Annotated in this window: 19 protein-coding genes; 11 read left to right on the top strand and 8 right to left on the bottom strand. The window is 60.4% G+C overall.

The genetic code is table 11. The annotated features are described in order from the left end of the window. Positions 1-15 precede the first annotated feature (15 nt). Positions 16-1,002 carry a metallophosphoesterase gene (locus tag J4E42_RS09495; protein WP_207285063.1) on the bottom strand — a complete coding sequence of 329 codons (987 nt, stop codon included), beginning with the start codon at positions 1,000-1,002 and terminating at the stop codon, positions 16-18. A gap of 393 nt (positions 1,003-1,395) precedes the next feature. On the opposite strand from J4E42_RS09495, the gene J4E42_RS09490 reads away from it, so the two are divergent. The 8 genes from J4E42_RS09490 (at position 1,396) to hemN (ending at position 9,303) form a co-directional block, all read left to right on the top strand. Continuing rightward, positions 1,396-1,650 carry a type II toxin-antitoxin system Phd/YefM family antitoxin gene (locus J4E42_RS09490; protein WP_192226576.1) on the top strand — a complete coding sequence of 85 codons (255 nt, stop codon included), beginning with the start codon at positions 1,396-1,398 and terminating at the stop codon, positions 1,648-1,650. Continuing rightward, positions 1,650-2,060: a type II toxin-antitoxin system VapC family toxin gene (locus J4E42_RS09485; protein ID WP_192226265.1), complete on the top strand. Its 411-nt coding sequence runs from the start codon at positions 1,650-1,652 to the stop codon at positions 2,058-2,060. The genes J4E42_RS09490 and J4E42_RS09485 overlap by 1 nt, the downstream gene beginning before the upstream one ends. A gap of 207 nt (positions 2,061-2,267) precedes the next feature. Further along, on the top strand, positions 2,268-3,683 hold the full coding sequence (gene ccoG / locus J4E42_RS09480; RefSeq protein ID WP_207285061.1) for a cytochrome c oxidase accessory protein CcoG: 1,416 nt from the start codon (positions 2,268-2,270) through the stop codon (positions 3,681-3,683). Between the two features lie 11 nt (positions 3,684-3,694). Next, positions 3,695-4,234 carry a FixH family protein gene (locus J4E42_RS09475; protein ID WP_008028539.1) on the top strand — a complete coding sequence of 180 codons (540 nt, stop codon included), beginning with the start codon at positions 3,695-3,697 and terminating at the stop codon, positions 4,232-4,234. 123 nt (positions 4,235-4,357) lie between these two features. Beyond that, positions 4,358-6,808, top strand: a complete 2,451-nt coding sequence (locus J4E42_RS09470; RefSeq protein ID WP_207285059.1) for a heavy metal translocating P-type ATPase — start codon at positions 4,358-4,360, stop codon at positions 6,806-6,808. Between the two features lie 24 nt (positions 6,809-6,832). After that, on the top strand, positions 6,833-7,051 hold the full coding sequence (gene ccoS, locus J4E42_RS09465; RefSeq protein ID WP_008028543.1) for a cbb3-type cytochrome oxidase assembly protein CcoS: 219 nt from the start codon (positions 6,833-6,835) through the stop codon (positions 7,049-7,051). Beyond that, positions 7,044-7,727, top strand: coding sequence for a sulfite exporter TauE/SafE family protein (locus J4E42_RS09460; RefSeq protein ID WP_008028545.1), 684 nt, complete (start codon positions 7,044-7,046; stop codon positions 7,725-7,727). The genes ccoS and J4E42_RS09460 overlap by 8 nt, the downstream gene beginning before the upstream one ends. Before the next feature lie 193 nt (positions 7,728-7,920). Continuing rightward, positions 7,921-9,303, top strand: coding sequence for an oxygen-independent coproporphyrinogen III oxidase (gene hemN, locus J4E42_RS09455; protein ID WP_192226574.1), 1,383 nt, complete (start codon positions 7,921-7,923; stop codon positions 9,301-9,303). On the opposite strand, the gene J4E42_RS09450 is transcribed toward hemN, so the two are convergent. Continuing rightward, positions 9,300-9,779 carry a hypothetical protein gene (locus J4E42_RS09450; protein ID WP_207285057.1) on the bottom strand — a complete coding sequence of 160 codons (480 nt, stop codon included), beginning with the start codon at positions 9,777-9,779 and terminating at the stop codon, positions 9,300-9,302. The genes hemN and J4E42_RS09450 overlap by 4 nt on opposite strands. 154 nt (positions 9,780-9,933) lie before the next feature. Between J4E42_RS09450 and fnr the strand changes: the two genes are divergently transcribed. Both fnr and J4E42_RS09440 read left to right on the top strand, forming a co-directional pair. Continuing rightward, positions 9,934-10,668 carry a fumarate/nitrate reduction transcriptional regulator Fnr gene (fnr, locus tag J4E42_RS09445; RefSeq protein WP_008028550.1) on the top strand — a complete coding sequence of 245 codons (735 nt, stop codon included), beginning with the start codon at positions 9,934-9,936 and terminating at the stop codon, positions 10,666-10,668. 79 nt (positions 10,669-10,747) lie between these two features. Beyond that, a complete protein-coding gene (locus J4E42_RS09440; protein WP_008057870.1) occupies positions 10,748-11,296 on the top strand; it encodes an adenine phosphoribosyltransferase in 549 nt (182 codons plus the stop codon). 111 nt (positions 11,297-11,407) lie between these two features. Here J4E42_RS09440 and J4E42_RS09435 read toward each other — a convergent pair whose 3' ends face one another. The 5 genes from J4E42_RS09435 to dnaX all read right to left on the bottom strand — a co-directional run bounded on the left by J4E42_RS09435 (position 11,408) and on the right by dnaX (position 17,192). Further along, positions 11,408-12,556, bottom strand: a complete 1,149-nt coding sequence (locus tag J4E42_RS09435; protein WP_008037749.1) for an acyl-CoA dehydrogenase family protein — start codon at positions 12,554-12,556, stop codon at positions 11,408-11,410. Between the two features lie 173 nt (positions 12,557-12,729). After that, positions 12,730-13,332 carry a recombination mediator RecR gene (gene recR, locus J4E42_RS09430; RefSeq protein WP_008028557.1) on the bottom strand — a complete coding sequence of 201 codons (603 nt, stop codon included), beginning with the start codon at positions 13,330-13,332 and terminating at the stop codon, positions 12,730-12,732. A gap of 65 nt (positions 13,333-13,397) precedes the next feature. Further along, positions 13,398-14,432, bottom strand: coding sequence for an NADP-dependent oxidoreductase (locus J4E42_RS09425; protein WP_008028559.1), 1,035 nt, complete (start codon positions 14,430-14,432; stop codon positions 13,398-13,400). A gap of 264 nt (positions 14,433-14,696) precedes the next feature. Next, complete coding sequence (locus J4E42_RS09420; RefSeq protein ID WP_008028561.1) at positions 14,697-15,035, bottom strand: YbaB/EbfC family nucleoid-associated protein; 339 nt, start codon at positions 15,033-15,035, stop codon at positions 14,697-14,699. 66 nt (positions 15,036-15,101) lie between these two features. Beyond that, positions 15,102-17,192, bottom strand: coding sequence for a DNA polymerase III subunit gamma/tau (dnaX, locus tag J4E42_RS09415; RefSeq protein ID WP_207285056.1), 2,091 nt, complete (start codon positions 17,190-17,192; stop codon positions 15,102-15,104). 144 nt (positions 17,193-17,336) lie between these two features. On the opposite strand from dnaX, the gene J4E42_RS09410 reads away from it, so the two are divergent. Continuing rightward, entirely contained in the window at positions 17,337-18,074 is a 738-nt protein-coding gene (locus tag J4E42_RS09410; RefSeq protein WP_192226253.1) for an ABC transporter substrate-binding protein, read from the top strand. Positions 18,075-18,191: 117 nt separating this feature from the next. On the opposite strand, the gene J4E42_RS09405 is transcribed toward J4E42_RS09410, so the two are convergent. Continuing rightward, positions 18,192-19,892 (bottom strand): bifunctional diguanylate cyclase/phosphodiesterase, encoded by a 1,701-nt coding sequence (locus J4E42_RS09405; RefSeq protein ID WP_008037751.1) that lies wholly within the window; start codon positions 19,890-19,892, stop codon positions 18,192-18,194. Positions 19,893-20,172: the final 280 nt, after the last annotated feature.

The raw sequence follows: 20,172 nt of genomic DNA, 5'->3' as shown, positions 1-20,172 counted from the left end.
GCTATTGGCCAGAATTCATGACACCGGCACTGTCGCTATCAGCTCACGTTTTTGCCACTGGTTGTTATCGACCGCATAGACGTGCAGGTTTTTGCGATCCTCGGAAAAACTGGCGATCAGATAGGTCTGCTGGGATGCACTGCCGCTGATGAAACCGGGCACACCGTTCGTGTACCAGATGGTGCCGCCATGCCCATGAAGATGACCGGCGAATATTGCAGTCACTTCATACTTTTCGATCATATCCCTGAACCGTTTTTCCTGACTCCAGTCACCCATAAAATCATTGGGTTTATGCATGTTCAGTAGAATGATTTTCCCCTGCGCGCGTGCCTGCCGAAGGTCACGCTCAAGCCAATCGAGTGCAGGGGTAATTTCAAAAACCGTCGGACTGAAAAAAGTCCCCGAAGAGAAGGTCACCGAGTAAGTTGGCTCGTTATGTAACTGCACCAAGTGCACATCGCCATAATCCCTGGAGTACGCGAGACTGCCGTAATAAGTGGTGCTCGGCCATGAAGCCCGCGCCGCCAGATCCATACTGCCGACTTTCCCCCAATAGCGCTCCTTCAAATTTTCAATGCTTCCAGCGGCGCAATTATTCAGAAAACAATCATCCACGTTATTTTGATAGTCATGATTACCCAACCCGTAGTCATAATCCCCTTGAAGTTTCGCATCCAGCGTCTGCTGGACATAGGAACGCTCATCCGCATGACCGAAGGCAGTCATATCGCCATTGATCATCACGGGAACCGCCGCGCTCCCACCCTGTTGCCGCCTGAAGTCGGCAATACTGTCGTACTGCGTTTCGATCAGCCAACGGGAGCGCTCCCGCTTCTGAGAATCGGACTCCGGCAACCGGGCGTCAGTGTTATCGGTCCAGGGAAACTGCGGGTCCGAAGCGAACACGATATGCCGTGGCGTTTGCGCCGACGACACAACAGGAACTACCCACACACCTACCAGCAACACCAACAACGGCCATCCTTTGCTTAATTCCATCTTGTCCTTTTCCCTAATATTTAATAGTGAGCGCACTCACACAAAATCCATTTAAAACACATCTGCGAAGAGCAAACTACAACAACACTCACCAGAACAACAATAAACAACATATATATAATTGTGAACACCAACTATAAAACCAACTCGACCAACTTACCCACATACTCCGCCAAACTTTCAATGCAATCGCCACATCAATAAAAACTGATATCTATCAATATCTACGCATTACCAGCCACATTGAGAACAAAGTGAGTGACCTCGGCACTGGCAGCCAACCTTCGTCACTGAAACGACGAACGGTACGACCTTCTCCATGGATTCAGGTTGCCGAAGCAGAGGATCAAGTAGTAACGTTTCTACATTACCGCTTTCAGGAGGCCAACCATGATGGCCATCACCACTATCTCGAGCCGCGAATTCAATCAGGACACAAGTAGTGCCAAAAAAGCCACGCGCCAGGGACCGGTTATCATCACCGACCGTGGCAAGCCGGCCCATGTACTGCTAAGCATTGAGGACTACCAAAATCTCACCGGCAGCAACGCCAGCATTGTCGATCTATTGGTGATGCCGGAAGCGGCAGACATCGAGTTCGAAACCGAGCGCGCCGTGATCATTCATCGACCCGTGGACCTGTCCTGATGTTTCTGCTCGACACCAATGTAATTTCTGAATTGCGCAAACCCCGGGCGGATGCAAACGTCGTCGCCTGGGCCAAAAGCGTCATCGCCCCACGAATGTTTATTTCGGCCATTACCCTAAAGGAGCTGGAGACCGGGGTTCTGCGAATGGAGCGTCGTGACCCCGCGCAGGGGAAGGTATTGCGTACCTGGCTTAAGCGACATGTCATGCCAGCCTTTGATGCCAGAATCTTGCCCGTCGACGCCGCCGTGGCCCTACGCTGTGCCGGCTTGCATGTTCCAGACAGCACTAACGAAAGCGACGCGCTGATTGCAGCGACTGCCCTGGTGCATGGTCTGACGGTGGTCACTCGCAATATCGGCGACTTTCAATCCAGCGGCGTTGCACTGATCAATCCATGGGCCGATTGAACGTCGGCACCCGCAAAACCGTCCATAATTTCACCAGTCAATTGATTCAAGTCATTACACCGTCAGTTGGTTTCCACCAACGTGACCAAAGGTCGCACCCTTGATCTAGAGCTACAGGCGTATCATTGCGCCACTGCAACACCCCTTTTTGACCGCGGTCGGCATGTACTGACCGAGGCATTTTTCCACTGCCGTGGGATGCAACTGATGAGCAACCAGATTCCGGTACACGACGTTACCCCGCCTGCCAAGAACGCGAACAACAGCGTCGACCTCTACGCCTCTCGAGAAAAGATCTACACCCGCGCCTTCACCGGCCTGTTCCGTAACCTGCGGATGATGGGCGGCGCGTTTTTGTTTCTGTTGTATTTCGGCACGGTCTGGCTGAACTGGGGCGGTCATCAAGCCGTCTGGTGGAACCTGCCGGAGCGTAAGTTCTTTATTTTTGGCGCAACGTTCTGGCCGCAGGATTTCATCCTGCTCTCGGGCATTCTGATTGTCAGCGCGTTCGGCCTGTTCTTCATTACCGTGTACGCCGGTCGTGTCTGGTGCGGTTATACCTGCCCGCAGAGCGTCTGGACGTGGATTTTCATGTGGTGCGAGAAGGTCACCGAAGGCGATCGCAATCAGCGCATCAAGCTCGACAAGGCGCCGATGAGTGCCAACAAGTTCCTGCGTAAATTCAGCAAGCACTCGATGTGGCTGCTGATCGGCTTCGCAACCGGCATGACCTTCGTCGGTTACTTCTCGCCGATCCGCGAGCTGACCATCGAATTCTTCACTGGCGAAGCGGATGGCTGGTCGTATTTCTGGGTCGGTTTCTTCACCCTCGCCACTTACGGCAACGCCGGCTGGCTGCGCGAGCAGGTGTGCATTTACATGTGTCCGTATGCACGCTTCCAGAGCGTGATGTTCGACAAGGACACGCTGATCGTTTCCTACGATCCGCGTCGCGGTGAAAGCCGCGGCCCGCGCAAGAAAGGCATCGACTACAAGGCCCAGGGCCTGGGCGATTGCATCGACTGCACCATGTGTGTTCAGGTCTGCCCGACCGGCATCGACATCCGTGACGGCCTGCAAATCGAATGCATCGGTTGCGCTGCGTGCATCGATGCCTGCGACAGCATCATGGACAAGATGGATTACCCCCGCGGCCTGATCAGCTACACGACCGAGCACAACCTGTCCGGGCAAAAAACCCATAAACTGCGCCCGCGCCTGATCGGCTACGCCGCTGTATTGCTGGCGATGATGGCGTTGCTGGCGACGGCGTTCTTCATGCGTTCGCTGGTCGGTTTCGACGTCAGCAAAGACCGCGTGCTGTACCGCGAGAACGCCGAAGGCCGGATTGAAAACGTCTACAGCCTGAAGATCATGAACAAGGATCAGCGCGACCACACCTACGTGCTGGAAGCCGCCGGCCTGCCGGATCTCAAGCTGCAAGGCAAACGCGAGATCAAGGTCGCCGCCGGCGAAATTTTCAGCCAGCCGGTGGAACTGTCCATCGCGCCGGAAAAACTGCCATCGAGCACCAACGAGGTGAAATTCATCCTCAAGGATGCCGATGACGAGAGCATCCACGTTGAAGCCAAGAGCCGGTTCATCGGCCCACAAATTCGTTAAGAGAAGTGATCATGCCCGCAGCAAACGCCGCAAGTCCCTGGTACAAGCATCTTTGGCCGTGGATCATCATTGCCATCCTCGCCTGTTCGGTGACCTTGACCTTGTCCATGGTGACCATCGCGGTGAACAACCCGGACAACCTGGTCAACGACAACTACTACGAGGCCGGCAAAGGCATCAACCGCTCCCTCGACCGTGAACTGCTGGCGCAAACCCTGCTCCTGCGCGCCAGCGTGCACCTGGATGACGTGACCGGCGAAGTCGACCTGCGCCTGAGCGGCAACAGCCAACCGAAAACCCTCGAACTGAACCTGATCTCGCCGACCCAGCCGGAGAAGGATCGCAAGATCACCCTCGCCCAAAGCGAAACCGAACAGGGCCGCTACATCGGCCAGTTGAGCGACAAGGTGGAAGGTCGTCGTTTTGTCGAATTGCTGGGTACTCAGGACGACCACATCTGGCGTATGTTCGAAGAAGAGCTGGTCAGCCATGACAAGGATCTGCTGCTGGGTGACGAACCGCTGCAGGGCGCCGAAGACCTGAAAAAGTAACAACCAGCGCTTCGCGCATCGCGAGCAGGCTCGCTCCCACATTAGATTTGTGGCGTTCACAAAACCCTGTGGGAGCTGGCTTGCCAGCGATGAGGCCCTTTCAGACGACATAGATCCAACATCATGACCACCCCAACCCCCTGCTACCACTGCGCCCTGCCCGTCCCGGCCGGCAGCCGCTTCACCGCGGCCGTCCTCGGTGAAACCCGCGAGTTCTGCTGCCCGGGTTGTCAGGCGGTGGCCGAAGCGATTGTCGCCGGTGGGCTGGAAAGCTATTACCAGCACCGCAGCGAAGCCTCGGCCAACCCCGAAGCGTTGCCGGTGCAGTTGGTGGATGAACTGGCGCTGTACGATCGCGCCGACGTGCAAAAACCCTTCGTGCGCCACGAAGGCGAACTCGCCGAGACCACGCTGCTGATGGAAGGCATCAGTTGCGCGGCCTGTGGCTGGCTGATCGAGAAACACCTGCGCGGCTTGCCGGCGGTGGCCGAAGCGCGCCTCAACCTGTCCAACCATCGCCTGCACGTACGCTGGGCCGATGCGCAATTGCCGCTGAGCCAGGTGCTCAGCGAGTTACGCCACATCGGTTACGCCGCCCATCCCTATCAAGCCGACCGCGCCAGCGAACAACTGGCCAGCGAAAACCGCCTGGCCCTGCGCCAACTCGGGGTTGCCGGGCTGCTGTGGTTCCAGGCGATGATGGCGACCATGGCCACCTGGCCGGAATTCAACATCGACCTCAGCCCCGAGCTGCACACCATCCTGCGCTGGGTCGCGCTGTTCCTCACCACGCCGATCGTGTTCTACAGCTGCGCGCCGTTCTTCAAAGGGGCGATGCGCGATTTGCGTACCCGCCACCTGACCATGGACGTCTCGGTGTCGCTGGCGATTGGCAGTGCCTACATCGCCGGGATCTGGACTTCGATCACCGGGGTCGGCGAATTGTATTTCGATGCCGTCGGCATGTTTGCGCTGTTCCTGCTGGCCGGGCGTTATCTGGAACGTCGCGCCCGCGAACGCACCGCCGCCGCCACCGCACAGCTGGTTAACCTGCTGCCCGCCTCGTGTTTGCGCCTGAGCGCCGATGGTCAGAGCGAGCGGATCCTGCTCAGCGAACTGCGTGTCGGCGATCAGGTTCTGGTGCATCCCGGCGCGATCCTGCCGGCCGACGGCAAGATCCTCGACGGTCAGTCGAGCATCGACGAATCCCTGCTGACTGGCGAATACCTGCCACAGCCGCGCACGCTTGGTGACGCCGTCACCGCCGGCACCCTGAACGTCGAGGGCGCGCTGACCGTGGAAGTCCTCGCCCTCGGCCAGGACACCCGACTGTCTGCCATCGTCCGCCTGCTCGACCGCGCCCAGGCCGAGAAGCCACGACTGGCGGAGATCGCCGACCGCGCCGCGCAATGGTTCCTGCTGCTGACGCTGATCGCATCCGCTTGCATTGGTCTGCTGTGGTGGGAGCTGGACTCATCGCGCGCCTTCTGGATTGTCCTGGCGATGCTCGTCGCGACCTGCCCGTGCGCCCTGTCCCTCGCCACACCGACCGCGCTCACTGCCGCCACCGGCACGCTGCACAAACTGGGTTTGTTGTTGACCCGCGGCCATGTGCTGGAAGGCCTGAACCAGATCGACACGGTGATTTTCGACAAGACCGGCACCCTCACCGAAGGGCGCCTGGCGCTGCGCTCGATCCGCCCGCTCGGCGCGCTCGACAGCGATCAATGCCTGGGCCTCGCCGCCGCCCTCGAAAACCGTTCCGAACACCCCATCGCCCGTGCGTTTGGCCGCGCGCCACTGGCCGCCGAAGAAGTCCACAGCACGCCGGGGCTGGGCCTGGAAGGCGTGGTCGGTAAGCAACGCCTGCGCATCGGCCAACCGGGTTTTGTCTGCGAACTCAGTGGCGCTGCCATCCCGTTGATGCCGGATGAAGCCGGCCAATGGCTGCTGCTCGGCGACAATGCCGGACCGCTGGCATGGTTCGTCCTCGACGACCGTTTGCGCGCCGATGCACCCGCGTTGCTGGAAGCCTGCCGGGCGCGCGGCTGGCGCACGTTGCTGCTGTCGGGTGACAGCTCGCCGATGGTCGCCAGCGTCGCCGCCGAGCTGGGCATCGACGAGGCCCGTGGCGGTTTGCGTCCGGACGACAAATTGCAGGTCCTGCAACAGCTGCACAAGGAAGGACGCAAGGTGTTGATGCTCGGTGACGGCGTGAATGACGTGCCGGTGCTGGCCGCCGCCGACATCAGCGTCGCCATGGGTTCGGCCACCGATCTGGCGAAAACCAGTGCGGATGCGGTGTTGTTGTCCAACCGCCTGGACGCGTTGGTGCAAGCCTTCAGCCTCGCTCGGCGCACCCGTCGGGTCATCATCGAGAACCTGCTGTGGGCCGGGCTGTACAATGGCCTCATGTTGCCGTTCGCCGCCCTCGGCTGGATTACGCCGGTGTGGGCGGCGGTCGGCATGTCCATCAGTTCGTTGACCGTGGTGCTGAACGCCCTGCGCCTGACTCGCCTGCCGAGCACGCCGGCCGCCAGCGCCACGCCAGAAACCCGCCCGCTGCCGGCCTGAGCCGCGCGGGCATGGAGCCTCACCATGCCAGCTCTCTACGTGATGATCCCGGCCGCACTGCTGATCGTCGCCATCGCGGTCTACATCTTCTTCTGGGCGGTCGACAGCGGTCAGTACGACGACCTCGACGGCCCGGCCCACAGCATCCTGTTCGACGACCAGGACCCGAACCACACCGCAGCGGTCGACGAGGCCAGCGGCCATCCGGCCAAACCGGACGACAAGGCGCCCCCGCATGTTTGAGCTGGCGCCCCTGCTGGTGTCGGCGGTCATCCTGGGCCTGCTCGGCGGCGGGCATTGCCTGGGCATGTGCGGCGGTTTGATGGGCGCGCTGACCCTGGCAATTCCCAAGGAACAGCGCAGCCGCCGGTTTCGATTGCTGCTGGCCTACAACCTCGGGCGGATTCTCAGTTACGCAGCGGCCGGCTTGCTGATCGGCCTGGCGGGTTGGGCGGTGGCGAACAGCCCGGCGGCGATGTTCATGCGTATCCTCGCCGGATTGCTGCTGATCGCCATGGGGCTTTATCTCGCTGGCTGGTGGAGCGGCCTGACCCGCATCGAAAGCCTCGGTCGCGGTCTGTGGCGGCATATTCAGCCCGTCGCGAACAAGCTGTTGCCAGTGTCGAGCCTGCCGCGAGCCTTGTTGCTCGGCGCGCTCTGGGGCTGGCTGCCGTGCGGGCTGGTTTACAGCACGTTGCTGTGGTCGGCGAGCCAGGGCAATGCGCTGGACAGTGCATTGCTGATGCTCGCGTTCGGGCTGGGCACCTGGCCGGTGTTGCTTGCCACGGGGCTGGCGGCCGAGCGGGTCACGGCGCTGTTGCGCAAACGGTACGTACGCATGACGGGCGGCTTGCTGGTGATGCTGTTTGGCATCTGGACCTTGCCGGGGCCGCATCAGCATTGGCTTATGGGGCATTGATCGGCGGCGCGGCCTTCGCGGGCAAGCCTCGCTCCTACAGTTGTGCGCGATCCACTGTAGGAGCGAGGCTTGCCCGCGAAGAGGCCCGCACCGAAAACACAAATCCTGACCGTTGATGCAAATCAAGATGCCCCAACGCCGCACCCCATAGACTTGCCGACACTGCCAGCCTATCCGGGGGAATGCCCGCATGATGCTCGACGCCATTCGTTGGGATACCGATCTGATCCGCCGTTATGACCTGGCGGGACCGCGTTACACCTCCTACCCGACCGCCGTGCAGTTCGATGGTCATGTCGGCACCTTCGACCTGTTCCATGCGCTGCGCGAAAGCCGCAAGGCCCTGCGGCCTTTGTCGCTGTATGTGCACGTGCCGTTCTGCGCGAACATCTGCTACTACTGCGCCTGCAACAAAGTCATCACCAAGGATCGCGGCCGCGCCCTGCCCTACTTGCAGCGCCTGGAGCAGGAAATCCAGCTGATCGCCTGCCATCTCGACCCGGCGCAGAAGGTCGAGCAATTGCATTTCGGTGGCGGCACACCGACCTTTCTCAGCCATGACGAACTGCGTCAACTGATGGCCCAGTTGCGTAAAAGCTTCAATTTGCTGGAGGACGATTCCGGCGACTACGGCATCGAGATCGACCCTCGCGAAGCCGATTGGTCGACCATGGGCCTGCTGCGCGAGCTGGGTTTCAACCGGGTCAGCATCGGCCTGCAAGACCTCGACCCGGCCGTGCAACGCGCGGTGAATCGCCTGCAAAGTCTGGAAGAAACCCGGGCGGTGATCGACGCCGCACGGACGCTGCAATTTCGCTCGATCAACATCGACCTGATCTACGGTTTGCCAAGGCAGACACCGGAGAACTTCGCCCGCACGGTCGACGAAGTGATCAACCTGCAACCGGACCGCCTGTCGGTGTTCAACTACGCGCACTTGCCGGAACGCTTCATGCCGCAACGGCGAATCAACAGCGACGAATTGCCGACACCGGCACAGAAGCTGGAAATGCTCCAGCGCACCATCGAACAACTGACCGCCGCCGGCTACCGTTACATCGGCATGGATCACTTCGCCCTGCCCGACGATGAGCTGGCAATTGCTCAAGAAGAATCAACCCTGCAACGCAACTTCCAGGGCTACACCACTCACGGCCATTGCGACCTGATCGGCCTCGGCGTCTCGGCCATCAGCCAGATTGGCGACTTGTACTGCCAGAACAGCAGCGACCTGAATCAGTACCAGAACGCCTTGGCCTCAGCACAACTGGCCACCAATCGCGGCCTGCTGTGCAATGCCGATGACCGCCTGCGGCGGGCGGTGATTCAACAATTGATTTGCAGTTTCAACCTGGAGTTCGCTGAGATCGAGAAGGCTTTCAACATCGATTTTCGCGGTTACTTCGGCGAATTGTGGCCGCAACTGCAACGCATGGCCGAAGACGGACTGATCGAACTGAACAATGAACGGATCACCGTATTGCCGGCCGGACGGTTGCTGGTGCGTTCGGTGTGCATGGTGTTCGACGCGTACCTGGAGCAACAGAATCGCCAGCGGTTTTCGCGGGTCATCTAACGCTCCAACAGCAGGGAAGTCGTCTTCAGCACTTGCTCAGGGGTCAGGCTCGCCTGCGAGATGGCTTTGGACAGCACCATATTGGCCGTGATCAGCCCGCCATTGAGGGTGGTGATGGTCGCTTGCAGCGCGCCGAGCTTGGCCCTGCGTTCTTCAGCTGAAAGTCGCTTGTCTGCCATTACCGCTTGCATGCTCGCGACTTTCTCGGCGATCTGCTTCTGTATTCGGCGAATCATTTTCAGGATCTGTTGAATGTTTTCCGGCAACCCGCTTTCTTCAATGTCCTTGTTGTCATCGTGGGAACTGGCAGCCTTGGTCAAACCGGCGCCAGACAACGTGACTTTGATGCCTTCAGCCATGGGCGAAGTGGCCGGGCCAATGGCGATTGCCGAGTCTTCGCCGGCCAGGCCGTTTGCGGGCTCATGCAGTGTTTGCACACCACTGTTGCCGGGGTTGAGCACGCCGATGGTGGCCATGAAACGAGTACCTGCGCATAGGTTGATGCCAGTTTATCGGCCACCGACAGCGGCGCTTTACCATGGCGTGACAAATCGGCACAGCGCTGGCCTGAACGTCTTCCGGTGAGGTACCCTTACGTCTTATGTGTGCTTTCCCACAAGGATTTAAGAAATGTCCGAGCCAGTAAAACTGCGCGCTCATAACCAGGCCCATTGCAAGGACTGCAGCCTGGCTCCCCTCTGCTTGCCACTTTCTCTGAATCTGGAAGACATGGATGCGCTGGACGAAATCGTTAAACGTGGCCGCCCACTGAAGAAGGGCGAGTTCCTGTTCCGTCAGGGCGACGTTTTCGACTCCGTTTATGCAGTACGTTCTGGCGCCCTGAAAACCTTCAGTCTCAGCGATGGCGGTGAAGAACAACTCACCGGTTTCCATCTGCCGAGCGAGCTGGTTGGCCTGTCGGGCATGGACACCGAAAAGCATCCGGTCTCGGCGCAGGCGCTGGAAACCACCTCGGTTTGCGAAATTCCGTTCGAACGCCTCGACGAACTGGCGCTGCAACTGCCACAACTGCGCCGTCAGTTGATGCGCGTGATGAGCCGTGAAATCCGCGACGATCAACAGATGATGTTGCTGCTGTCGAAAAAAACCGCTGACGAGCGCATCGCCACCTTCCTGGTCAACCTGTCGGCACGCTTCCGCGCTCGCGGCTTCTCGGCCAATCAGTTTCGCCTGAGCATGTCGCGCAATGAAATCGGCAACTACCTGGGCCTGGCGGTGGAAACCGTGTCGCGGGTGTTTACGCGCTTCCAGCAGAACGAGCTGATCGCCGCCGAAGGCAAGGAAATCCACATCCTCGACCCGATCCAGCTCTGCGCCCTCGCCGGCGGTTCGATCGAAGGCTGATTACGACCACGGCGGCTGAGCGAAACGGTTCAGCCGCCGTTATACTGCGACGTTTGCAGCCTGCCAGGACACCTAGACAATGGTCTTCGACTCCTTCGACATCAAATCCCTGATCCGCCCGGTGATCGACTTCCCGAAACCGGGCGTCATTTTTCGCGACATCACCCCGCTGTTCCAGTCGCCCACGGCTCTGCGCCTGGTGATGGACAGCTTTGCCCACCGTTATGTCGAGGCTGATTTCACCCACATCGGCGCCATGGATGCCCGTGGTTTCCTGATCGGTTCGGTGCTGGCCTATCAGTTGAACAAGCCGCTGGTGCTGTTCCGCAAGCAAGGCAAACTGCCGGCGGATGTGCTGGCCGAAGGTTATGCGACCGAGTACGGCGAAGCCTTCCTCGAAGTCCACGCCGACAGCTTGTGTGAAGGCGACTCGGTGGTGATGTTCGATGATTTGATCGCCACCGGCGGCACGCTGATTGCGGCGGCGAACCTGATTCGACGCATGGGCGCGCGGGTGCATGAAGCGGCGGCGATTATTGATCTGCCGGAGTTGGGTGGGTCACAACGCCTGGAAGACATGGGGATTCCGACGTTTTGCCTGACGCAGTTTGCCCTGAGCGATAAATAAGCGGCGCCTGTACCGGCCTATTCGCGGGCAAGCCTCGCTCCTACAGGATAATGCGACCCCTTGTAGGAGCGAGGCTTGCCCGCGAAGGCGTCAGCAGCAACACCACAACACTCAAAGCCCCATCTGCTTACTGATGATCTCGTTCATCACTTCCCGTGTCCCGCCACCAATCGACAAGATGCGATTGTCCCGGTACAGCCGCTCCACCAGGCTTTCACGCATATAACCCAAGCCCCCCAGAATCTGCACCGCATCCGTGGTAATCCGATCCGCCGTGTCCGTTGCGAAATTCTTCGCCATGGAAATCTCCTTGATCACACTCTGTCCCGCCGCCATTTTCGCCGCCTGGCGATAGGTGAACTCCCGTGACACTTCCAGCGCCGTGGCCATTTCGGCGAGGCGATGCTTGAGCACCTGAAACTTGCCGATGGGCTTGCCGAACGCTTCGCGCTGACGGGCCCATTTCAAGCTTTCCTCCAGCGCCAGTTGCGCGGTCATGTTGGCCATCAGCGCCAACGCCAGGCGTTCGCTCTGGAAGTTGCCCATGATGCAAGCGAAGCCCATGTTCTCCGCGCCGATCAGATGACCTACAGGTACGCGGCAATCGTCGAAGAACAACTCGGCGGTGTCCGACGCCCACCAGCCCATTTTCTTCAACTGACGGCCTACGGTGAACCCTGGCGTGCCCTTCTCGATCAGCAACAGGCTGATGCCACCGAAACCGGGCGCACCGGTGCGCACCGCGACGGTGTAGTAATCCGCACGCACGCCACTGGTGATAAAGGTTTTGCTGCCGCTGACCCGGTAGACGTCGCCGTCACGCACGGCGCGGGTTTGCAGGTTGGCCACGTCGGAGCCACCGCTAGGCTCGGTGACGGCCAGGGCGCTGATCTTCTCGCCAGCCAGTACGGCCGGCACGACGCGATCGCGAACGTCCGGCCTGGCCCATTTGAGAATGGGCGGCAGGCCGATGTCCAGCGAACCCAACCCGGCGACCAGACCGCCAGAACCGCAGCGCATCAACTCTTCGCTGGCGGCGATCTTGGCGAACAGATCACCTTCATGGCTGCCGCCCAGGGCTTCGGGGTAACCGATGCCCAGGATCCCCGCTGCACCGGCCTTGAGGTAGAGTTCGCGGGGAAAGCTTTCGGCTTCTTCCCACTGGTCGATGTCCGGAAGAATCTCGCGCTCGACGAAACGTCTGACGCTGTCGCGGACCAATTGGTGGCTGGGGTCGAAGTATTCCTGGAAGGCAGGCATCGGCGAACTCCATGGAAGGGTTCAGCGACGTTAACCGAGCGCTTGCTTGGTTTTCAACAGGATTGTGTGAATCAGATGGACCGAGGAGCCTGGATCGCCGGCAAGCCGGCTCCTACAGAGATATCACGCACCCTTGTAGGAGCCAGCTTGCTGGCGATAGCGTCGGTAAAACACTACAAAGCAATCGGCTTACGCCCCGCAAACGAATGCGCCAACGTCCCGCCATCCACCAGCTCCAGCTCGCCACCCAACGGCACGCCGTGGGCAATGCGCGAGGCGATCAGGCCTTTGTTGCTGAGCAACTGGGCGATGTAGTGCGCCGTGGCTTCACCCTCGACCGTCGGGTTGGTCGCAAGGATGACTTCGGTAAAAGTACCCGCCTCTTCGATCCGCGCCATCAATTGCGGAATCCCGATAGCTTCCGGCCCCAGCCCGTCGAGCGGCGACAGGTGGCCCTTGAGCACGAAGTATCGACCGCGGAAACCGGTCTGCTCCACCGCGTAGACGTCCATCGGCCCTTCCACCACGCACAGCAAGGTGTCGTCGCGGCGGTTATCGGCGCATTGCGGGCACAGGTCGTCTTCGGTCAGCGTGCGGCACAACCGGCAATGCCCCACCCCTTCCATCGCCTGGCTGAGTGCCAGGGCCAGTCGCGAGCCACCGCTGCGATCACGCTCGAGCAGCTGCAACGCCATGCGTTGGGCAGTTTTCTGACCCACACCTGGCAAAATTCGCAGGGCATCGATCAGTTGGCGAATCAAAGGGCTGAAGCTCATGGGGAAACGTCCGACAAAACAACGAGACGCGGTTTATACCCGCGCCTCTCTTTAGCGTCAAATACTCAGTCCTGCGCGACGCGCACCACCAGTTTGCCGAAGTTGCGTCCCTCCAGCAGACCGATGAACGCCTCGGGCGCATTCTCAAGACCCTCGACCACATCTTCGCGGAATTTCACCTTGCCGTCGCGCACCCACGGCGCCATGGCGCTGACGAATTCCGGCTGACGATCACCGTAGTCGTCGAACACGATGAAGCCCTGAATCCGCACACGCTTGGTCAGCAAGGTGCGCTGCAACTGCGGCAGGCGATCCGGACCGGTCGGCGCCTCGCTGGCGTTGTAGGAAGCGATCAGGCCGCACAGTGGAATCCGCGCCTTGGGGTTGAGCAACGGCACCACCGCGTCGAATACCTTGCCACCGACGTTCTCGTAATAAATGTCGATGCCCTGGGGACACGCCTGAGCCAGCTCATCGGCGAAGTCGGGACTCTTGTGGTCGATGCAGGCATCGAAACCCAACTCGTCCACCACATAGCGGCACTTGTCCGCGCCACCGGCCACACCGACCACACGCAGGCCTTTGATCTTCGCCACTTGCCCGACCACTGAGCCCACCGCGCCGGACGCCGCCGCGACCACAAGGGTTTCTCCAGAGGCTGGCTGGCCGATGTCCATCAAGCCCATGTAGGCGGTCATGCCCGGCATGCCGAGCACACCCAGCGCCATCGACGGGCTCGGCAGCCCGGACGGCACCGGAATGATATTGCGACCGTCGCTGATGCTGTGGCTCTGCCACCCGGTAGCGCCGACGACCAGGTCACCTTGCTGAAACTTCGGATTCAGCGAGCGCTCGACACGGCTGACGGCGCCACCGGTCATCACTTCGTCGATTGCCACCGGCGCCGCGTAGGACGGTGCGTCACTCATGCGGCCGCGCATGTAGGGATCCAGCGACAGGTACAGGGTTTTGAGCAATATCTGGCCATCCGCCAGGTCCGGCAGCGCTTCCCGTTCCAGGCGAAAATTCTCCGGCGTCGGTGCGCCCACCGGGCGAGACGCCAGGACGATACGTTGGTTGAGGGTCAATGCTTGTGGCATGTGAGCGTCTCCTTTGATCGATGAATTTGGCGGTATAGGGAAGCAGACCTTTGTGGCGGTCGGGTGTTCGATGTTTCTGTCGGGGACCGCGTCGCTTTCTTCGCGGGCAAGCCTCGCTCCTACAGGTATTGCATAGCACTTGTAGGAGCGAGGCTTGCCCGCGAAGGCGTCCCCACAGACACTACATCTCCAACAGACAGAAACAAAAATGCCAGGCGCAATGCCTGGCATTTTTTTGTAGCTCATCCGACGCGCTTTGGCGAATCAGAACGGCAGCTTCATCCCCGGTGGCAGTTGCATGCCAGCGGTCATGCCGGACATTTTGTCCTGGCTGTTGGCTTCGATCTTGCGCACGGCGTCGTTGACGGCGGCGGCGAATACGGCCTCCAGCATCTCTTTGTCGTCTTCACTCAGGCCTTCGACCAGGCTTGGATCGATGGTCACGCGCTTGACGTCGTGACGACCGGTCATCACCACGGTGACCATATCGCCACCGGCCTTGCCGGTGACTTCGGCGTTGGCCAGCTCTTCCTGCATCTTGGCCATTTTTTCCTGCATCTGCTGCGCCTGCTTCATCAGGCCGGCCATGCCACCTTTCATCATGGGAATCACCTCAAAGTACTTGGATAAAAACAGCGCCCGGCCCTTTCGGCCAAACGCCTTCAGTTATTAGCCCTGACTGACCAGGGCTTCGACAGGTTCAATAGTATCGTTACGGACCACCGCACCGAACTGCTGCATCATTTGCTGGATGAACGGATCACCGTGGATCGACTCTTCCGCCTCGCGCTGACGGTTGGCACGACGCCGGGATGCAGCCTGGGCCGGGGTCTCCTGCTCGGGCTTGATCAGCTCCATGCTCAGGGTCAGCGTGCGCCCGTGAAACTGGTTCAGCGCATCGTTGAGACGACGTTGCTGGGTCGCGTTGAACAAGGCGCTATGGGCCGGGTCCAGGTGCATCAGCCAATGGTCACCTTCCACGGAGATCAGCGTGCAGTTGGCGGCGATGCTGCCGGTCATGCCGGAAATCGGCAGTTTCGGGAACAGTTCCAGCCATTGCAGGGCCAGACCGGTGGCGGGCATCGCGGCCGGCTCAGGTTCAGGTTCCGGCGCGGGTTCGGCGGCGTGCTCACTGGCCAGTTCGTCGAGGTAGCTGTACGCCGAATCCATGTCCGGTTCGATGTAGTCCTCGTCCAGCGGCGGCTCGTCGTCGGAGTCGATGCCCCGTGTCGCGGCGTCGACGTCGGCCACGGAAGGTTCCGGGATCGGCGCAGCGGCCCATTCCGGCGCGTCTGGCACAACGCTGTCAGGCGTCGGCAACGGCATCGGGGGCAATTCGGGTTGTTCAGCGGCGGTTTCCAGCACCGGCTCGACGGCTGGCTGCTGGACGACTTCGGGTTCGACCGGATCATTCCACGGCAGGTCGACGACGGCTTCGACCGCTACCGGCGCAACAACGGGCTCCGGCACGATGACCGGTTCCGGCACGACAACGGCTGCAACCGGCTCAGGCTCGGGAGCAACCACCGGCGCGATCGGCGCGGCAACAACCGGTGCAACTGCCGCAGCGACTACCGGCGCAACAACCGGCGCGGCAGCCACTGAGTTTGCGGAATCAACTGTGGCCTGGCTGATCCCCACTGGCTTTAGCGGTTGCCTCGGCGCATCCGCGGTGTCTGCCGGGCGGAACGCGAGCATCCGCAGCAAGACCATTTCGAAGCCGCCGCGCGGGTCCGGCGCCAGCGGTAAATCGCGGCGGCCGATCAGGCCCATCTGGTAATAAAACTGCACGTCTTCGGCCGGCAAGGCCTGGGCCAGCGCCAGCACCCGATCACGGTCGCCGTGACCGTTGTCGACGCCTTCAGGCAAGGCCTGGGCGATGGCGACACGGTGCAGCACGTTGAGAATTTCCGAGAGCACGCCGTTCCAGTCCGGGCCCTGTTCCGCCAAATGGCGGACGGCCTCGAGCAACGCCTTGGCGTCGCCCTCGATCAGCGAGTGCAGAACGTCGTAAACCTGACCGTGATCGAGCGTGCCGAGCATCGCCCGCACATCGGCGGCCATGACCCGACCTTCACCGAAAGCAATCGCCTGGTCGGTCAGGCTCATGGCATCGCGCATCGAACCATCGGCGGCGCGGCCCAGCAGCCACAGCGCGTCGTCTTCGAACGGTACGTTTTCGACGCCCAGCACGTGGGTCAAATGCTCGACCACCCGTTCAGGGGTCATGTTCTTCAGCGAGAACTGCAGGCACCGCGAAAGAATCGTTGCAGGAAGTTTCTGCGGGTCGGTGGTCGCCAGGATGAACTTGACGTAGGGCGGCGGCTCTTCGAGGGTTTTCAACAGCGCATTAAAGGAATGGCTGGAGAGCATGTGCACTTCGTCGATCAGGTAGACCTTGAAGCGCCCGCGGCTCGGGGCGTACTGCACGTTGTCGAGCAGCTCGCGGGTGTCCTCGACCTTGGTCCGGCTCGCGGCGTCGATCTCGATCAGGTCGACGAAACGGCCTTCATCGATCTCGCGGCACACCGAACACTCGCCACACGGCGTCGAAGTGATACCCGTTTCACAGTTCAGGCATTTGGCGATGATCCGCGCGATGGTGGTCTTGCCGACCCCGCGCGTGCCCGTAAAGAGGTAAGCGTGGTGCAGCCGCTGGCTGTCCAAGGCATTGATCAGAGCCTTGAGCACATGGGTCTGGCCGACCATTTCGCGGAACGAGCGCGGACGCCATTTACGTGCAAGAACCTGATAACTCATCGAAAACCATCGCCACTGGGAAGCAGAAGCGGCTAATGCTAGCGGAGCAAGGCCAAAATTGCATCCGGCGCGCTCGTCTAATCTGGCTAAGCTGCACTTGCGGTGATTTTTATCGGCTCGATTTTCATCGATAGCGGAGCGTTTATGCGGCTGGCCTTGGGGGCACTGCTGTTGATGAGTCTGAACGTCATGGCTGCCAGCGCGCCGCTGCGCTTCGTGGTGCCCGACAGTTGGGCGATGCCGATGGTGCAGCTTTATCAAGGCCAGCCGACCCAGGGCATCCTGCATGACGTGATGGTCAGCCTCGCGACCCAGGTTGGCGTTCCGGCCGAGTTTCACGTACTGCCGCGGGCCCGAGTGCAAAATGCCATGGAGCACGGCGAGATCGATGTCCGCTGCTACGCCGCGCAAACGTGGTCGCCAAACCAGTCCGGGGACTACATCTGGAGCATTCCGCTCTGGACCCAGCCGGACGTGCTGATCAGCCGGCACGAGTTGCAGACCTCAATCGATCCAGCGAATTTGCCGCAACAATCCATCGGCACAGTGCTCGGCTACAGTTACCCCACCCTGCAACCGCTGTTCGACGCCGGGCGCCTGCTTCGCGAGGACGCGCGCAATCAGGAACAGGTCCTGGAAAAACTCATGGCCGGACGCTATCGCTACGCCGTGAGCAATCAATGGACACTGGACTGGTTCAATCAGCGTCTGCTACCTGAGCAGCAACTGCAAGGCGTTGCGGTGCTGCAAGTGCAGAGTGTCGGTTGTTACGTGCGCAATGACCCGAAAGTGCCCGTGCAACGCATCCTGCGCACGTTGCTGAGGATGAAAATGTCCGGGGAAATCGATGACATTATCCGCCTCTATGTCGGCAAACCCTGAACCTGTGGGAGTGAGCCTGCTCGCGATTGCGTACTTTCAGCCAGCACTTGCGTGATAGACACACCGTCATCGCGAGCAGGCTCGCTCCCACATTTGATCTTCATAGGTCTGATAGCCTCAGGCTGTTTGATCGAGCGCTCGCCACTGCGCCGGCGCGACAAAACCTTCGACCCAACCCGGCACATCAACCGCCGGCATCGGCCGGGCAATGAAATAGCCCTGGGCAACGTCGCACCCCAACTGCATCAACAGCTCGCCATGCTCGATACTTTCCAGCCCTTCGGCGATCACTTGTCGGCCAAACGCGCGGGCCAGGCCAATCACTGCGGTGGTGAGGGCCAAGTCGTCGCGGTCATGCAGAATGTCGCGGATAAACGACTTGTCGATCTTGATGGTCTGGGTGCGCAAGCGCTTGAGGTAGTTCAAGGACGAATAACCGGTGCCGAAGTCGCCCAGTGAAAACTGCACGCCGAGCGCCTGACAGGCCTGCAGACAGGCGCTGACATGCTGGATGTTTTCTATCGCCACCGACTCGACGATTTCCAGATCGAGCATCTGCGGCGCGACCCGGGCATGCCGGGCGAGCACCTGCCTGAGCCGGTCGACGAAATCCGCTCGCTGAAAATGCCGGGCGGCGATGTTGACGCTGATCGGCCAGCCCTGCCCCGCTTGCTGCCAACGGTCCAACTGCATCAACACCTGATCCATCACCCATTCACCGATATCGATGATCAGGTCCGTCTCCTCCACCATCGGCAAAAACTCTCGGGCCGGCACCATGCCATTTTGCGGATGCTCCCAACGCAAGAGCGCCTCGAAGCCGACGACGATACCGCGACGCATGTTCACTTTTGGCTGGAAATGCACACGCAGCTCGCCGGCGGCCAACGCCTGCCGAACCCGTTCGACGGTCTGGTGAGTGGCCTTGACCTCTCGATCCCGGAACACGTCGAATAAATGAAAGCGATTGCGCCCGCTCTGCTTGGCCACGTACATCGCCTGATCGGCGTGACGCAGCAAAGTTTCGGCATCTTGATTGTCATCGGGGAACAGGGTGACGCCGATGCTGGCAAATACATTCAGGGTCTTGCCCCGCAGCTGGTACGGCGCCGAAATCGCACCCAGCACACGGTTCAGTGCCGCGCGCAGCTCCGGCACATCACGCACGTAGCGCAACACCAGCACGAACTCGTCACCGGCCAGCCGCGCCACCACATCCTCGCCGCGAACAATGTCGCGCAAACGCTTGGCCACCTCCACCAGCAACAGATCGCCACTGGCATGCCCGTAGCCGTCGTTGACCGCCTTGAAGCCGTCGAGGTCGAGCATGCACACCGCCAGCGGGATGTTTTCCTCACGCGAGAACGCCAGCGCCTGATCCAGCAGGTCCGAGAGAAACGCGCGATTGGGCAGCCCGGTCAGCACGTCATGGCCGACCCGCCATTGCAGGGAATGCAGCAGTTGGCGTTTTTCGCTGATGTCGAAACGGATCGCCAGGTAACGATGAATCCGCCCGGTGGCGTCATCCAGCAGCGGCACCAACGTACTTTCGACCCAATACAGGCTGCCATTCTTGGCGCGATTGCAGATCTCGCCCTTCCAGACATTGCCCAGCGCAATGGTGCGCCACATGCCGGCGAAGAAATCAGCGGAGTGCAGGCCGGAATTGAGCAGGCGATGGTTCTGCCCGAGCAGTTCTTCGCGGCTGTAACCGGAGACGGCGCAGAACTGATCGTTGACGTAGGTAATCCGGCCGGTCAGATCGGTCTCGGAAAAAATTGCGGCGGCGTCCACGGCCCTGCGGTATTTCTCATCCATGAGTCAGGCTCACTGTCGCTAGCGGTGGTACCGCTCGACCAGCGCAAAATGCCCGGAAGAGATGTTTTGATTCGTACTGCGCAGAGCCACGTGATCACTCCAGGAACAGCGATTGATGGCCCTTTGGCCGCCGAAGATCAACTAGGCTCAAAGACCCGGACAAAGGGCAGCAACAACGATTTCGATAACATTTTGCAAGGCTTCAGGGAGGCTTCGGCACTCCACATATTGTTCAAGGGAGCACCGTACTGGCTCTTTCGCATCAGCCAAACTTACGCAA

Origin of the sequence: Pseudomonas sp. FW300-N2A2, from assembly GCF_017351735.1 — a bacterium.
Classification (GTDB): domain Bacteria; phylum Pseudomonadota; class Gammaproteobacteria; order Pseudomonadales; family Pseudomonadaceae; genus Aquipseudomonas; species Aquipseudomonas migulae.
The sequence above is the reverse complement of the archived record's forward strand: the minus strand, read 5'-3'. Positions and strand labels throughout refer to the sequence as shown.